Origin of the sequence: Microbacterium sp., from assembly GCF_052099035.1 — a bacterium.
In the GTDB taxonomy this organism is placed as follows: Bacteria; Actinomycetota; Actinomycetes; order Actinomycetales; family Microbacteriaceae; genus Microbacterium.
This window is the reverse complement of the sequence record NZ_JBQDSX010000005.1, coordinates 1-16,282: the sequence shown is the minus strand read 5'-3', so window position 1 is coordinate 16,282 and position 16,282 is coordinate 1. Positions and strand designations below refer to the sequence as shown.

Annotated in this window: 12 protein-coding genes; 11 read left to right on the top strand and 1 reads right to left on the bottom strand. The window is 62.5% G+C overall.

Translation table 11 applies throughout. From position 1 onward, the window contains the following. Positions 1–4: 4 nt before the first annotated feature. Entirely contained in the window at positions 5–172 is a 168-nt protein-coding gene (locus tag ACTIAO_RS02750; RefSeq protein ID WP_183086087.1) for a hypothetical protein, read from the bottom strand. A gap of 60 nt (positions 173–232) precedes the next feature. Between ACTIAO_RS02750 and ACTIAO_RS02745 the strand changes: the two genes are divergently transcribed. From ACTIAO_RS02745 to ACTIAO_RS02695, 11 genes are all read left to right on the top strand, one after another. Next, positions 233–1,678 (top strand): Eco57I restriction-modification methylase domain-containing protein, encoded by a 1,446-nt coding sequence (locus ACTIAO_RS02745; RefSeq protein WP_121657565.1) that lies wholly within the window; start codon positions 233–235, stop codon positions 1,676–1,678. Further along, positions 1,675–2,622, top strand: a complete 948-nt coding sequence (locus tag ACTIAO_RS02740; RefSeq protein ID WP_121657564.1) for a BsuBI/PstI family type II restriction endonuclease — start codon at positions 1,675–1,677, stop codon at positions 2,620–2,622. The genes ACTIAO_RS02745 and ACTIAO_RS02740 overlap by 4 nt, the downstream gene beginning before the upstream one ends. Next, entirely contained in the window at positions 2,619–4,505 is a 1,887-nt protein-coding gene (locus ACTIAO_RS02735) for a KAP family P-loop NTPase fold protein (protein ID WP_441904786.1), read from the top strand. The genes ACTIAO_RS02740 and ACTIAO_RS02735 overlap by 4 nt, the downstream gene beginning before the upstream one ends. A 2-nt stretch (positions 4,506–4,507) precedes the next feature. Then, entirely contained in the window at positions 4,508–5,263 is a 756-nt protein-coding gene (locus tag ACTIAO_RS02730) for a hypothetical protein (protein ID WP_147439041.1), read from the top strand. Positions 5,264–5,265: 2 nt separating this feature from the next. Then, positions 5,266–6,558 (top strand): hypothetical protein, encoded by a 1,293-nt coding sequence (locus ACTIAO_RS02725; RefSeq protein WP_147439040.1) that lies wholly within the window; start codon positions 5,266–5,268, stop codon positions 6,556–6,558. Then, positions 6,555–7,406, top strand: coding sequence for a TatD family hydrolase (locus ACTIAO_RS02720; RefSeq protein WP_121657561.1), 852 nt, complete (start codon positions 6,555–6,557; stop codon positions 7,404–7,406). Before ACTIAO_RS02725 ends, ACTIAO_RS02720 begins: the two co-directional genes overlap by 4 nt. A gap of 33 nt (positions 7,407–7,439) precedes the next feature. Continuing rightward, the gene (locus tag ACTIAO_RS02715) at positions 7,440–10,013 is read left to right on the top strand and encodes an AAA family ATPase (RefSeq protein WP_121657560.1); all 2,574 of its coding nucleotides are present in this window, start codon (positions 7,440–7,442) and stop codon (positions 10,011–10,013) included. Positions 10,014–10,379: 366 nt separating this feature from the next. Further along, a complete protein-coding gene (locus ACTIAO_RS02710) occupies positions 10,380–11,150 on the top strand; it encodes a Hachiman antiphage defense system protein HamA (protein WP_246802443.1) in 771 nt (256 codons plus the stop codon). Continuing rightward, positions 11,134–14,634, top strand: a complete 3,501-nt coding sequence (locus ACTIAO_RS02705) for a DEAD/DEAH box helicase (protein ID WP_121657558.1) — start codon at positions 11,134–11,136, stop codon at positions 14,632–14,634. The genes ACTIAO_RS02710 and ACTIAO_RS02705 overlap by 17 nt, the downstream gene beginning before the upstream one ends. 406 nt (positions 14,635–15,040) lie before the next feature. Next, positions 15,041–15,766, top strand: coding sequence for a hypothetical protein (locus ACTIAO_RS02700; RefSeq protein WP_441904785.1), 726 nt, complete (start codon positions 15,041–15,043; stop codon positions 15,764–15,766). 223 nt (positions 15,767–15,989) lie between these two features. Then, the gene (locus ACTIAO_RS02695; RefSeq protein WP_121657556.1) at positions 15,990–16,214 is read left to right on the top strand and encodes a DUF2283 domain-containing protein; all 225 of its coding nucleotides are present in this window, start codon (positions 15,990–15,992) and stop codon (positions 16,212–16,214) included. The last annotated feature ends 68 nt before the right edge of the window (positions 16,215–16,282 follow it).

Sequence of the window (16,282 nt, the reverse complement as noted above, 5' to 3'; positions counted from 1 at the left end):
AAGCTCAGTCGAGATAGTCGCGCAGTATCTTCTTGGAAGCGCCTCCGATGGCTGCGTAGTGGTGCGCGCCGGTAGACGATCGAGTTCGCGCGTGCGCGTGCACGCTGCGCATCAGTTCGTCGCGGACGTCGTACTTCGTGACGGCCACGGGAATCGGTCCCGTGCTGGTCATCCGCAGTGTGCTGACGGCGTGGCCAGCTCAGCTGTCGGAGGCCCTCGGTACGCTGTACCTATGAGCTTGATTGACCGCGCCGAAGCGCGCCGCAAGTCCGCACTTGCGGCGATGGACCCATCTGAGCAAGCGGCGCTCGGACAGTACTTCACTCCGTATCAGGCGGCGCTCATCATCGCTGGGTTGCCTCGCGTGCCACAGGGCGACACGATTCGCATTCTTGACCCGGGCGCAGGGAGCGGAATGCTGACCGCTGCACTCGTCGACCGTATCCGGGCGGAGCGTCCGGCCGCTCCGATTGACGTGATTGCAGTCGAAGTTGACGAAACACTTCAATCTGCGCTGCGTGAGACGCTCTCGGACATCGAGGCGCTCGGCGACGTGAAGACCACGCTCATTGCTGAGGACTTCCTGTCGTGGGCTCTCTCGTCGGGCAAACGTTTCGACGTCATCATTCAGAACCCGCCGTACGCGAAGCTTCAGACTGGCAGCGAGCAGCAGAACCTGCTTCGCGCCGCGAGTATCGATGTGCCGAACATCTACGCCGCGTTCCTCGCGCTCGGCGTCCGTTTGCTTGCGAATGATGGTCAGCAGGTAGCGATCACCCCGCGCTCGTGGATGAACGGCACCTACTATTCCCGCTTCCGGCGCGAGTTCGTCGATACGGTCGGTATCGATGGAATCCACACGTTCGAGAGTCGCTCGAAAGTCTTCGGGGACACGGGCGTACTCCAGGAAGCAATTGTCGTTTCGGTGACTCGAGGCCGACGGCCTGACACTGTGCACGTCTACACCTCACACGATCATCGTGACGAGGCCAGCGTCCGCTCCGTCGCGTACGACGACGTCGTGACGGCTGACTTCATCCACGTCCCGGCGACTGAGAAGGACGCGGCGGCAGTCGCCTGGATGACGCGCCACGCACACCACACGCTCGCTGATCTGGGTCTGACCGTCTCGACCGGACGCGTCGTGGACTTTCGCTCTCGGGACATGCTGCATCAGGAACCGATCGATGGCTCATGGCCAATGGTCAACGCCAGCCACATTCGCAACGGCCAAACGAAGCACCCCATCGGGGCGAAGAAGCCTGAATGGTTCCACACCGTTCCCGAAGTCGCCTCGAAGCTCCTCGTGCCCGCTGGTGCGTATGTTCTGATCAAGCGCTTCTCCGCTAAAGAGGAGCGCCGCCGTGTGTCTGCTGGTGTCTGGCAATCGGGCGACGCGGTCGCGTTCGATAACAAGCTGAACTACGTACACCAGAATGGGGCCGGACTGGACCTTGCCGTTGCGCGCGGTCTCGCGGTCTTTCTGAACTCTTCAAGGCTCGACGACTACTTCCGGGTCTTCTCCGGCCACACTCAGGTGAACGCTACTGACCTGCGTCAGATGCGGTTTCCCTCGCTCGAGCAGCTGCGGGCTCTGGCATCTGTCGACACGACCTCTCAGGACACGATCGATACAGCGGTTGAGAACGTCATGGCTGCTGTGGAGATCGCAGCATGACCCGACTTGACGAAGCGAAGCAGATCCTCGAGGTGCTTGGCTTTGATGCGGCGCGATCGAACGATCGGAGCGGCCGAACACTCCTCGCGCTTGCGCGTCTGACCGAGGCAAGCTCATGGGCAGATGCTACGAACACGAGGCTCGGCGTCCGTGCGATTCTGGACTGGATCCGCGAGGAGCTCGACTTTCCTGTCGCAGAGAACACCCGCGAAACCTATCGTCGACAGACTCTCCATCAGTTTCGGGACGCAGGTTTCGTCATCCTGAATGAGGACGACCCGTCGCGAGCGACTAACTCCTCCCTCAACAACTACAAACTCACTGATGCGGCACTGAGCGTACTGCGTGCGTTTGGAACACGTGAGTTCGACGACCTCGTCAATCGCTATCTCGAGAATGCGCCTGGTCTGCTGGCCATCTACCGAGCCGAGCGAGATCTGACACGCATTCCCGTAACGTTGCCTGGTGGCGTCGAGCTGACGCTTGGAGCTGGCGGACAGAACGTGTTGATCAAGCAGATGATCGATGACTTCTGCGCCTACTTCATTCCGGGCGGAGAGGTGCTTTACATCGGCGATGCTGACAGTAAGCTCATGCATTTCGATGAGGCCAAGCTCGCGGAGCTGGGCATCGTGGTCAACACGCACGGCAAGCTGCCAGACCTTGTTGTTTACCAGCCGGAGAAGAACTGGCTGTTCCTGATGGAGGCGGCGTCGAGTCACGGGCCGGTGGACGCGAAGCGCTACGGCGAGCTCAGCACATTGTTTGCCGGATCGACGGCGGGGCTCGTGTACGTCTCCTGCTTCCCTGACCGAGCAGTCATGCGGAAGTTCCTGGCTGACCTCGCCTGGGAGACGGAGGCGTGGTGCGCTTCTGACCCGACGCACATGATCCATCTCAATGGGGACAAGTTCCTCGGGCCGCACGCTGTGGCTGCTTCGTGAGCGCCGATACCTTTCCGCTCTTCCTCGATGAGCCGACCGACGTTGACCTGTTGTCATTCGACGCTGTCGCCGGCACGGTCGTCGATGCCCTGCTCGACCCTCGTCTCGATCCCATCGCCCTCGGGCTCTCGGGCTCCTGGGGGAGCGGTAAGACTTCAGTGCTGCGCATCATCGCAAAGCAGCTGAAGCAGAAACAGGGCGAGCCGGTGTCCCGGCTCGTCATCGAGACTGATCCATGGCGATACGACCCTCAGCTCGGAATCAAAGAGTCGCTGATCGGCGAGATACTCTCCGCCATCGAGGAGGCTCTTCCCGAAGAGGGTGTCGGAGCGCAGTCGAAGGCTCTCGTCAAGCGCCTCTTGAAGCGGATCGACTGGACCAAGGCGATGAAGCTCGCTGCCCAGTCTGCGGTAACAGTGACCCTGCCCTCACTCGATAGCGTGCTGAGCCTCGTCAAGCCGAACGAAGTCGGAGACGAGAACAGCCCTGAGCCGATCACGGACATGGTGCAGTTCCGTGCTGAGTTCCGCGCTCTCCTTGAGTCGGAGGGTATGGAGACGATCAAGAACGTCGTCGTGCTTGTCGACGACCTGGACCGCTGCCTTCCCGAGACCGTCGTCGAGACGCTTGAGACCATCAGGCTCTTCCTATCGGTGTCGAAGATGTCTTTTGTCATCGCTGCTGACGAAGAGCGCGTTGCAGATGCGATCGCCACTCGCTATCCAGCTGCACCTGAGACAAAGCCGGGCGAAGAGACACCGGCGCAGCTCTATCTACACAAGATCGTCCAGACCTCGGTGCCCGTACCCGCACTCTCGGATTTCGACACCGAGGCCTATCTCGTTCTCCTTCAGATCCGCGCGCTGGTCGAACCAGCCGAATACGCGCAGATTGTGAGCGACGTCTCCGTCGCGCGGCGTGGAGCAATCGCGCTGGAAACGGTCGCCTCGCTCCAGAAGGACGAGTTCCTCGAACAGCGCAACAACGCGGCCCGCATCCGCCCCATCGTTCATGAGAAGACAAAGGGCAATCCCCGACGCATCAAGCGGTTCCTGAATGACCTGTCGGTTCGTTTGAGCATCGCGGCTCGGCGCGGGATCACACTGGATGCGGCCACGATCGCGAAGCTCATGGTGCTCGAGCAGTACTTCCCTGATGAGTTCAAGGAAGTCACCGGCTGGCTGCGCGAGCAGACGCTCCGCCAGAATCTGGCCGCATTGGAAGCACAAGCCGGGACGCCTCAGGCTGATGACGAAGCAGAACAGCAGCTGGAACCGGCCGGTGCTACCGAGACAGAAAGCACCGACGACACTGAAGCGAACGCGGAGGCTCCTGCGGAAACTGGAGCGACCAGCGGCGCCTCGAAGCCTCGGTTCGGCGACGGACTGATCCGCTGGGCGCGGCTTTCTCCACCGCTCGCTAAGAAGGATATCGCGCCGTATCTCGTCTTCGCGGCAAGCTTTAAGAGCGTTTTCCTGGCTTCCGAAGGACTGCCGGAGTCGATCCGCGACATCGCGACGCAGATCCTGTCGCGTTCGGTCGGTGAGGCCCGGCGCGTGACCGAAGATATGCTTCGCAACTTGCAGAGCAGCGAAGCAGACAAGCTGATCCACCATATTGGTGGCGTGATCGCTGACGAGCCGCAGAAGCAGTCGGCTGGCATAGTCGCGATACTTCGGATTGTTCGTGTTCAGCCATCGTCTGTTGCGACGGCTGTCTCGGCGCTGAAGCGGTTGCGGCCTGAGGATCTCAAGGTGGGCGGTTTCGCCCAGCTTCGCGCAGACGATCCTGAGCCGATTGTCGAGCAGATGTCGCAGATGGCGAACGCCAGTGGACGTAAGCAACTCATCGAAGCCGTTGCTGCTGCCAAGGAGGGCATCTAGTCATGGGGACAAGCTCGTCGTATAAGGGGTCGACGGGCAAGGTCGGTCGTGCCCTCCGTGATGGTGTCGACCAATGGGTGGACGGTCAGGCGGACGGCCAGAAAACTCGCATTCCTGAGGGTGTCGTCGCCCAGGCGCTGAAGATCCCTGTGTTCTCGCGCCGCTCATCAGGCGGCGGAGGCGGTGGAGCCAGCGGTGGCGGCGGGGGCACCGGCCGCAAGCAGAGCGCCCCGCGTCGTGACGCGCGCGCGTACGCCTCGACCGCGAGCCGTGCTGCCAATCTCGCCCGCGCATTCCGCGAAGGTGATCGCGAGGCCCTCGCGAAAGCCGGTCTCGACTTTGATTTGCTATCCGCCCTGCCTACCCGAGCCGAAATGGTTCGAGCCATTCTCGACGTCGTCTGCGAGGCGCAGACTTCCAGCGACATCCCCGCCGAAGAGCAGCGAGACATCGCGCATCACCTTCTCGAGTGGATGCTCGATACGGATGTGAACCCGTCGACGCCGGACGCTGCAGCCACTGCCGAACACGCGATTGGCGTGATGATCGCGGAGATCTTCATCTCCGAGTCAGATGAATTTTCATCGACCGGCTCGGTCTCGCGCGAGGACTTCATCGATGAGGTCTACGACACGAGTCATCATTTGGCCGCACGCGCCAACCTCTCAGATACGGGTGCAAGTCCGGATGCTATCGATTCGGCTATCGAGCGTGGTCTCCGTTATCTCCGTCGCATCTACAAAGACGGAGCCGAGTAACCATGTTCTCTTACGAGCTGACTGTTGCGCCCGTCCCATCCACGCCGACCTCCGACGCGGATCGAACCTTCTACTGGCATGATGGCCATTCCCACCAGTACTTCCGAGCCAACTACGGACCACTGCTCGGTGGTCTCGGCGCAGTCACTGACCGCAACATCGATCTGGTCCGCATCGCCGTTGCCGTCCTTGCAGCAGACCGCTCGTCTCTGCGCTCGGGGCGACTGTCCAATTGGAATCAGCGGGACATCTCCATTGCCGTAGACGTGCTGGCGGCGAATCCGTGGCAGACCGTGCAGCCTGAGCTCGAGAGGCTTCTCGGCTTCCTCACCGGAGATATTTGGCGGTTCACGTTTCGTGAGAACGTCGGAGCTCCGGAACAGATCGCGACGGTCGGACTTGGCGCAACGCGTGTCGTGCTTCTGAGCGGCGGAGCAGATTCAGCGACCGGTGCCTTGCTGTCCGCTGTCGACCTCGCTTCGCGCGGTGAACAACAGATACTCGTCTCGCACTGGGCCTCTCCGAACCTGTCTCCGATTCAGACTCGAGTGGCGGATGCGATTGAGGACCTCGCGCCTGGTACGACGGCCGATCATGTGAAGGTGCTACTGGCGCGTGGCCGTCACTCACCGACCAGCAAAGCCTACGGCAAGGAAAACTCGACAAGGTCTCGTTCCTTCCTGTTCATTGCATTGGGGCTCGCGGTGGCTTCGGTCCACAAGGTGCCGCTCTGGCTGCCCGAGAACGGCTATGCATCGATCAACCCGCCGCTCTCTCGAAGTCGTCGGGGGAGCCTCTCGACCAAGACAACGCATCCAAAGTTCCTCGGCGACCTGATCGCCCTGCTCGCATCGGTGGGAGCGCACCACGACCTGGTCAACCCGCACGCCGCTGAGACTAAGGGTGAGATGTTCCAGCGTGTGCGGGAGCTGCTTGGAAACGAGCGTGCCAGCGCGTTTCTCAGCGACACGTCGTCGTGCTCGCATACGGGCGCGAAGTCGTACGGAATCTCGGCCAAGATCGCCTGTGGGGTGTGCTTCGGGTGTGTACTGCGACAGGCCTCGTTTGAGGCGGCAGCGTTGGACGACAGCACGCCATACCTCGTACCCGCGGGCGACAAGCAATTGGCTTGGGTAATGGAGAAATCCGTGGTGCCAGCCATGCGTGATTTCCTTCGCGAGTCATTCGGAGAATCAGATCTTGCGAAACTCCAGCTTCCGTCGAGCATCGCTCTAGCCGATGCCCTCGAGCTGTGCCGGCGAGGTCGCGAGGAACTGCGGGGACTCGACCTATGAGGATCCCCCCTCCGCTCGATACCCATGCGCACGTGGACCCGGGTATCGACGGCTCTGAGTTGCGAAAGCTCGGGGCCTTCATCTTCGCTATGACTCGGTCACTCGACGAGTTCGAAGCAGTGCGGTCCCGCACTGATCTCAGGACGCTCTGGGGTGTCGGAGTTCACCCCGGACTCGTTCGGGCGCAGAAAGCATTCACTATTGAGCGCTTTCGGCAGCTCCTTCAGGACACGCCGCTTGTGGGTGAAGTTGGCCTGGACGGCTCGAGCCGTGTGCCAATCGAGCTGCAGACGGCAACGTTCCGACTCGTTCTCGAGGAGCTTCAGCGCCACCCTCGGATCGTGAGCGTGCACAGTTCCGGCGCGCACCTCCGCGTGCTGCGAGAGCTGCATCGCACTCCGGTCGAAGGTGTCATCCTGCATTGGTGGACCGGGGGACCTGAGGTGACCGAAGAGGCCGTCAGGCTCGGGTGCTACTTCTCGCTACCGCCAGCCATGATGCCCTCCGAGGAGACGGTTCGCGCGATCCCCCCGCATCGACTCCTTACAGAAACTGATCACCCGTATGGAGATCGGCGTACGCGAGGCGCCAAGCCCGGTCGTGTTGACGAGGTGGAACAAAGTCTTGCTGAACTCCGCGGCATCGAGTCTCGCGTGCAGCGGGTCGAGGTGTGGGCCAACTTCGCAAGGCTTGTAGACGAGGTTGGAGTCGGGGCGGCGCTGCCCTCTGGATGGCAGTCAACGCTCCGCGGTGGAACAGAGACGAGCGGCACTGTGACAACGTCAAGTCGCCGCATCGCGGGGGCGCGTTCGAACGCAATGAGGAGCACCCATGGCCACGGTTCGTAATCAAATCTCAGGACGCCCCGCAGGAGGAGCGAAATGACCCTCAATGAGGACTTGGCTAGTTGGCTCGCTGCGCGGCCGGATTGGCAAAAGGACGCGGTTGCGCGCTTCTGCCGCAATGAGACGTTGTCGGCGGACGACGTGTCGGGCATCGCGGACCAACTGATGGCGGGAACGTATCCAGTTGCCATGAACATCGAGGCCGCTGACATTCCCGGCTCGACAGCGGCGGGCGATCCCGTCAGACTCATTCAGGTTTCAGGCGTCCAGGGCGTCAACGCACTGACCGCAGGACAGACGCTCTCATTTGGCGCTGCGGGCCTGACAATCGCCTTCGGCAACAACGCGAGCGGAAAGTCTGGCTACGCGCGGCTCATTCGTGAGGCCGTCACCGCTCGCGTCAAGGATGCGCAGCTCCTAGGTGACGTCTTCTCGGATATGGACACTGCGCAGGCGGCGAAGCTCGACTACCAGGTCGGCGCCAATGCTGATACTTGGAATCTCGGTGAGACCCAAAGCATCGAACTGTCGCGGATCCGCTTTTACGACGAGGACTGCGGTGACGCGTATGTCACGACCGCGTCGGAGGCGAACTACCGCCCATCAGCGCTCACAATTCTGGACCAGCTTTCCGAAGCTTGCGAAGCGGTCGCTGGTGAGCTCACTCAGCGACTCACTACGAACCAGACTGAGCGACCGCAGCTTCCGGTACTCCACCCGGAGACTCGTGCGTCTACGTTCTTGTCCAGTATCTCGGCCACCACGTCGAATGAGGCAATCGCAGAGGCTACGAACTTGGCCGACGATCACGACAGGCAACTTGCGCAGTTGCTCACAGAAGAGGCGCGGCTCAAAGGAAGCGATCCGAACAAGGAGAAGGATCGGCTTACGATGCTCGGGCGCGACTGGTCGACGGTCGGAACGCACGCCAGGACGGTGGAAGCTGCCCTGGGTGATGACAAACAGCGCGAACTCAGAGACCTGCAGCAGAGGGTCGTTCAGCTCCAGGAAGCAGCGCGCATCGCATCCGCTCGCACTTTCGACTCCGAGCCTCTGCCGAGCGTCGGCTCTGATACTTGGCGGGCGCTATGGGAAGCAGCGCGCAAGTTTTCACTGACCGACGCCTATCACGATCACGACTTCCCGGTGACAGACAGTGACGCTGTTTGCGTGCTCTGTCAGCAGCCCTTGGACGAGCAGGCCGCCGACCGCCTCGGTCGATTCGAAGCGTTCGTCACCGACACAACGTCACGTGACGCGGAAACAGCCAGCGGGGCGCTCGCGGCGTTCCGAGACCACTTCGCCGACCTTCAGACACTGCCAGTCGCGGTCTCTGCGGCGATCAATCGGTTGCAGGACGCGGGTGAGGATGCGCAGTCGGTGCTCGACTGGTTCGAGACTGGGACGCGCGCAGCTACGGCGGCTGTTGTATGGCTCGACGGCGAGGAAGATGCCGAACTGCTTCCGCTCGCGGGCTCGATCGTTGATCAGGCCGAAACGCGAGTGCAAGCGTTGACGATCAAGGCGCGAGACATCGATGCATCGACTTTCGCTCGGACGCTCAGCACGACGAGCAAGCAGGTCGTCGAACTACAGGACGCCAAGACGCTCAACGAGACAAGGGCGGCTGTTGAGACTGAGGTGACGCGACTCTCGCGACGAAAGACAATCGAAGATGTTCGCCGCCTCACCGCAACAAACGCGATCACGACGAAGCGCGGAGAGCTGACCGAGACATACGTCACGGCGGAAGTCCGGGATCACTTCACGCGAGAGACCGAGCGCCTCGAACTGCGTCGAGTCACCCTCAATCGAACTGGACGTGGCCGCAACTCCGCACTCGAGCATCAGCCGAGCCTGCTCGGATCACGACGTAACGCAGGCGTCGATCAGGTGCTGAGTGAAGGAGAGCAGACGGCGCTCGGATTGGCGGGATTCCTCACCGAGGTGGAACTCGACAAGTCACGCTCCAGCGTTGTTTTCGACGATCCTGTCTCATCGCTCGACGCAGAGCGACGGTCGAAGGTCGCACACCGCCTCGTCGAGCTGGCACGCGAGCGACAAGTGATCGTCTTCACGCACGAGATCACGTTCGTGCACGCACTGATCAAAGCGTCAAAGGGTAAGGCGGTCGCCACGACAACACGATCGATTCAGCGGATGGGCGGCACCGAGCCCGGCCTCATCGTTGATCAGCTTCCTTGGGCCGCGAAGGATATTCCGGAGCGAATCAACAAGCTCGAGGCAGATTTGGCTCGTCTGAGAAAGGAGCGCGAGAGTCTGACGGACGACGACTACACGGATCGGACCGCACAGATTGCGGGCCGACTTTCTGAAACCCTTGAACGCGCGATGAACCTGCACATTGTCAATGAGCTCGTCGATCGCGGGACGAACGAAGTGCAGACGAAGATGCTCAAGATCCTTCCGAAGTTCACACAGGCTGATCATGACGAATTTCAGGTCGCCTACTCGAAGACATCGAGCTGGGCAGCGCGACATGACAATGCGCCCGAGGAGAATTACGTGGCGCCGGCGGTTGACGAGCTCTGCGACGAGGTCTCCTGGCTGAAGGGATGGCACGCTCGCATCAAGCAGTACGCGAGATGATCCTGTCTCTGCGTGCTCAGTTCGCACCAGCCGGTGGACGAAGCGATACTCCGGCATGGATATTGCGACGCGCATCGTCTCCCGATCTACGGACATCCGGTCAGCGACGCCGGAGAGGGGCAGGCCCGACTTATGGAGCCTCGAAGCCTCTGCAACCTGCTCGACCGGCAGCGGCTGCCGCCGAACGACGACGTTGTCGGATCGCAGGATGCCGAGGATCGTGGATTTGGCGACGCGAACTCTTCAGCAGTCCGGCTCGCGGTAGTCGGCCGATGTGTTAGAGGGTCCCTTCGGCGGCGGCGGCGGCGGCAGCAGCCTGGCGCGGCGCTTTGCGTTCAGCAGCGCGACCTCTGCCACGATTGACGAATGGCACCGCTTTCCTCGTGGACGACATCCACACGCGAACCGCTGAGGCGGCACGCGATGGTGCACATGGTCGCTTCGCCGACGACCGTCGCGCGGGGTGTCGACTGGGCGGCAGCGCAGATCTCGAACCAGTATGCGGGTCCGGACCGGATTGCCACCATCCTCGCCGAGCTGGGGAAGCCTGCTGCCGCCGCATACCTGGAGGGAAAGCTCCCCAGTAGCAAGCGCACCCGCTCAGGCGACCTCGGAGAGATCATCGGAGCGCAGTACGCGGCGCGTGAGCTCGGCTTCCGAGTCGTGGAACGTCTGCGGTGGAAGGACCACCGCGAGATGTCGATGCGTGGCGATGACCTGGTTGGCGTGCGCGCGGCTACCGACGGATCGCTCGAATTACTGAAGGGTGAGGCCAAGAGCCGGGCAACGCTTGGCACTGCGACGGTCACGGGTGCGGACCTTGCGCTCAGAAGCGATCGGGGACGCCCATCGCCTCACGCTCTCAGCTTCGTAGCCGACCGACTCCACGAACTCGGCGAGCATACATTGGCCAACCTCGTCGACGACGCCCAACTGACCACAGGGATCAACCAACGGCAGGTGGTGCAACTGCTGTTCACCTTCACAGGCAATGATCCACGCAACCTCCTCCGCACGAACACGACCGCGTATCGGGGACGCGTAAGACGCCTCGCTGTCGGTCTGCAGGTCTCAGAGCATCAGGCGTTCATCGCCGACGTCTACTCGAAAGCGATCGCCGATGCCCGAAACAGTTGAGGACATTGAGGCCGCTATTGCGGAGGCGACCACCCCCGGATTTCGCGAACAGCTTCTCGCGCGAGGAGAGGCCCGCTCGATGATCTGGCGGGACGGCGTCCTGCCAGAAGACGCGCCCGCGTTCGATCAGTCGCTCAGTTACGAACTTCTCTCCTACGGCTATTCGCTTCTGGGTTTGGGCCTGCGTCTGGTGGAGGGGAGTGGGTCGCAGAGCCTCGTGCAACGCGCCTTCGAGGGCGCAGCCACAGCCATCGAATCAGTCATCGCGAGAGGACCCAACTCGCGCGAACGGGGCTTTCACCGTGTCGTCGCAGCAGCCGCCTACCACCTCGGCAGCTTCTCCGCCCGGGCATACTCCTTGCTTCAGACTGCGCTCGACTCCGGTGAAGTCACGACGGGCGAGCGATGCCTCATCCATATCATCCGCAGAGAGCTCGACACCCTGGCCACGCTCATCTTGAGCGACCGTGACGAGGACGCGGCAGCAGACCCCCGCCTCGTCGATACGTTGCGCCTGCTCATCGAGCCCGCCAACGATGAAGAACCCGACGAGGACCAAGGTGACGCCGATGTCATCGACGTCGTCGACCTCGCGCTGACCGACGCGTTCGTCGGTGCGATCAGCATGGCGCTGCTTGCGTTCGAACGGGGCGAGGAAGCGCTGCTGGATGAGGCACTCAGCACGCTGCAGGTCGGTCTCCGAGCCGCAAGCGAACTGAACATGGTTCCCCAGTGGTGGTGCCATCGGCTCGCGATTCACCTGCTTCGCGGTCTTTGGGACGCCAGTTTCCACCGCCTGCTCCCGGACGGCCCCATCGATGGCGACGGTGCCGACTGGGCACGACTGCGTGCGACGTTCATCGCATCTCTCTTCCGGAGGCGACGTTCGGAGATCGACCTATGGCCATCGCAGCTCGCCGCTGCAGACCGAGTGCTGAACACCGGTGAGAACCTGGTGTTGTCATTGCCGACAAGCGCCGGTAAGACCCGGATCGCCGAACTCTGCATCCTCGCGTGCCTAGCCGAGGGCCGGCGAGTTGTCTTCGTAACCCCCCTACGGGCGCTGTCGGCCCAGACGGAAACAGCCCTGCAACGCACCTTCACCCCCCTGGGGAAGACCGTCACCTCCCTCTACGGCGCGATCGGCGCTAGCAGCGCCGACGAGGATCTGTTGCGCGAGAGGGACATCGTCGTCGCCACGCCCGAGAAGCTCGACTTCGCCCTTCGCAACGACCCCACACTCCTCGACGATGTTGGACTTGTCGTCCTCGACGAGGGGCACATGATCGGCGCGGACGAACGCGAGGTCCGATACGAAGTTCAGGTACAACGACTGCTACGCCGCCCGGACGCGGACACCAGACGCATCATCTGCCTCTCGGCGATCCTGCCAGAGGGAGACGAGGTCGAAGACTTCGTGAACTGGCTGACCGATGACCAGCCGGACGGTCTCATTGCAAGCTCGTGGCGGCCGACGAAGCTTCGCTACGGCGAAGTGCTTTGGCAAGGCGATCGAGCCCGCCTGAGCATCATTGTGGGAGACGAGGAGCCCTTCGTTCCCAAGTTTCTCGAGCCCTTTGTCCCCCCGATCGGCCGCAGGAGGACACCGTTCCCCAAGAATCAGCAGGAACTGACGCTTGCCACCGCCTGGCGACTCGTCGACGACGGGCAGACTGTCCTCATCTTCTGCCCGCTCAAGGCATCCGTGAACGCCTTTGCCAAGATCATCGTTGACCTTCATGGACGAGGAGCACTCCAAAGCGTCTATCACGGAGACCCCGGCGACCTCGCCTCGGCGATCACGATCGGTGAGGAATGGTTCGGCCGAGAGCACCCGATCCTCGCCTGTCTGCGGTTGGGCGTGGCGATCCATCACGGCTCGCTGCCCGCGCCCTACCGAAGAGAGATAGAGAGGTTGCTTCAGCGGGGCGCGCTGAAAGTCACGGTCTCCTCGCCGACCCTTGCGCAGGGGCTCAACCTTTCAGCCAGTGCCCTCGTGATGCACGGTCTTTGGCGTAACCGTGAGCTGATCAAGGCGTCGGAGTTCCGTAACGTCGTCGGCAGAGCTGGCCGAGCGTTCGTGGACTCTGTCGGTCTCGTCGTCCACCCGATCTTCACGGACATTTCCCGGGGCAGGCGAAACTGGAGGGAGCTGGTCGAGAACACCACTTTGCGAGACATGGAAAGTGGCCTGCTGCAACTGGTGGTGAGCCTGCTTAGCAGGATGCTGGCGAAGCTCGGTGTCGACGACTTGGACGCACTACTGGACTACGTCGCCGGTACCGCCGCGTGGGACTACCCAGATGTCGGGGCCGAGACCGATGAGGAGGCCGAGCACGCCCGAACTGCGTGGCGCTCGCAGCTCGCCAGCCTCGACAACGCCCTCCTTAGCCTGCTCAGCGATTCCGCGATTGCTGAGGATGGAATCGAGGGGGCTCTCGATGACGTCCTCGCCTCCTCCCTGTGGGCCAGGAGCCTGGCTCGACGGCGGGAGCCGGTTCAGACCGCGCTTCGAGCCGGCCTGGCCGCTCGCACACGCTTCCTCTGGAGCCAGTCGACCTCAGCACAGCGCCGAGGCTACTTCCTCGCGGGAGTCGGCCTCGAGACCGGGCGCCAACTCGACGAACACGCCAGCAGCTTGGAACAGCATCTGCATGACGCAGACCAAGGCATCGTAAACGGCGACGACCAGGCTGCCATTGACGCTCTGACTAACTTCGCCAGGATCGCATTCGGCATCCACCCGTTCGCGCCGCGCGTGCTTCCTACGCGATGGGAGGAGGTCCTCGCCGCATGGCTTCGCGGTGAGGACGCCGCGCAGATGGTTGGGGAGGAGATCACGGACAAGCTGGAATTCATCGAGGACTCACTGGCCTACCGGCTGCCATGGGCGCTGGAAGCGGTCCGGGTCCGAGCGACGGCCCACGAGGAGCATTCTGGCGACCCTTGGGCGTTCCTCCCCGACGAGCACGGACTCGCGGTTGCAGCGGTGGAGACGGGCACCCTGAGCCGCTCTGCCGCGTTGCTCATGCAGGCCGGATTCTCCTCCCGAGCCGGTGCTCTCGCCGCGGTTACAGCTGGGGGCGGCACCTTCACGACAATGGCAGAGCTTCATCAGTGGATGAACGCGGAGGAAGTGAGGCAGCGCGCGAACGACACCCACTGGCCGACCGCCTCATCGCACGAGCTCTGGGTCGGATTCATCAGCCGTAGCACTGCTGCGCCGGAGAGAACCTGGATCCACATTGTTGAGGAAGCGTCGGTGACGTGGCTCCGCGATCATCAGCCGAGGAACGGCACCCCCTATAGGGCCGTGTCGCTTGCCAGCGGAAGGACCATCCTCGAGTCCGCTGACGGTCGACGAGCCGGCCTGCTCGAGGAGCCGCTCAATCCGAATCGGCGCGGACTGCTCACCGTCACTGGGGCAGGCGCTGGCGACGTCGTCGAACTGAGCTATCGAGGCCCATCGGATCTTCGCACGTAACGGGCGCATCATGCTTTGCTCTGCAACTGAACGCACGGGGGCGTTGCAGCGCGGTCGCTCCTGGTCTCGGATAGCCTGACAACCAAGTCGAAAGCGGGGACTGGGGATGAGCCGATCAAGCTCGAAGGCACGACAAGCTGCCCGGGCAGCGAAGGTGACCGCTCGCAGCGCTCAGAGCTCCGGCATCGTCAAGTGCTATGTCGAGCGGTTCGAGAATGCCGCCGGCGCGCCCGATCTGCGCCTTCGCGAGAAGTCGACAAGACGGCTCGTGAGGGTTCTGACGAACAACCAGACATTCAGGTCATTCGCGCCGCTGTCAAACCTGCTGCGGGACTGTGACGAGCATGGAGGCGGCCTCGCTGAGCCGCGAGGTCGTGCGGAGTACATCGCCATTTCCGCGCCAATCGTGACGCAGAGTCCTCACGAGATCTCTGTGGCGTTCGAGCGCTTCTCGGTGAAGGTCCACATCGCATCCTCGGACATCGCCTTTCCTCCGACCTCCGTGTGGTCCTACATCGAGGAGTATGCCCTCGAGGACAGTGGCCTTGGTCGGCGTCTTCGAGAGAAAGTCACCGGCCGAAAGATCGAGTTGTATGGCAGGAACCAGGACCACCTGCTCACATTCCTCAGTAGTCCGCAGTTCACAGGTGCCAAGACACACATGGCGAACCTCTACCAGAAGGACGGCTTCGACGACTACGTGCTGGTCTCCGGAGGCACGGCCACAGACTCGTACGATGTGCTGCTCTTCAACGACGGCGCCGAGCTCACCTACCTGCTTGGCCCGACACCTGACACCGCTTACCGGGATGCGTTCCGCGTGCTGACGGAGGAGTCAGCGCCGGAGGCGCACGCGCGCACCGCGCAGACGCACTTCGACAGCGGCCGGTACCGCGAGGCCGTGCTCTCCGCGCGACTCGCTGTCGAGACGGCGTGCGGCGGACGTGGGCCCGATGTCAAACGCCGGCTTGCTGATGCTCCCGCTGATGTCGCGACTGCCGGCAAGGCCCTGTATGGGAAGCGCCACGTCGCCGTTCATGAGGGCGACACGCGGGTCGAGCAGCCCGACGCCGTACAGGCGATCCGCGCGATGCGCCGCGTTCTGGACTACCTGGCTGACAATAGTTCCTGAGCCCGCTAGTAGGCGTGGTCGGGTCCAGCTACGCGCACGGCACGACGTCGTTTCGATACGTCCGCGGGACGTACCTCATCTGACTATGTCAACTCGAAGTGGCCCAGGGTGTCGGCCTGAATTGGCCCAGGGCTCAGGCCACAGTTGAGCGGGTGCGAATCGGATTCGCGTCGTTGTGGACAACCGGTCCGGCAACATCGTCACCGTTACGAAGGGCTAAGGAATGAGACTGACGTATGACCGCGAAGCGGACGCCGCCTACTTGATGGTGGTGGACAACATCGGTCCCGGGGAAGCGGTGCGCCAGGTTCAGGTACCCGATGACGAGAGTGCTGTTGGGCAGTTCATCCTGGACTTCGACGCGAACGGGAAGCTGCTCGGGATGGAAGTTCTCTTTGCCTCGGACGCGCTGCCGGCGTCGGCTATCGCGGACGCCGAACCGCGATAGTTGGTCGGGGTGTGGGTCAAGTCCCGCGTAATGGTGTAGCGCGGCGTCCTTCGATTTGAGGGGTTAGG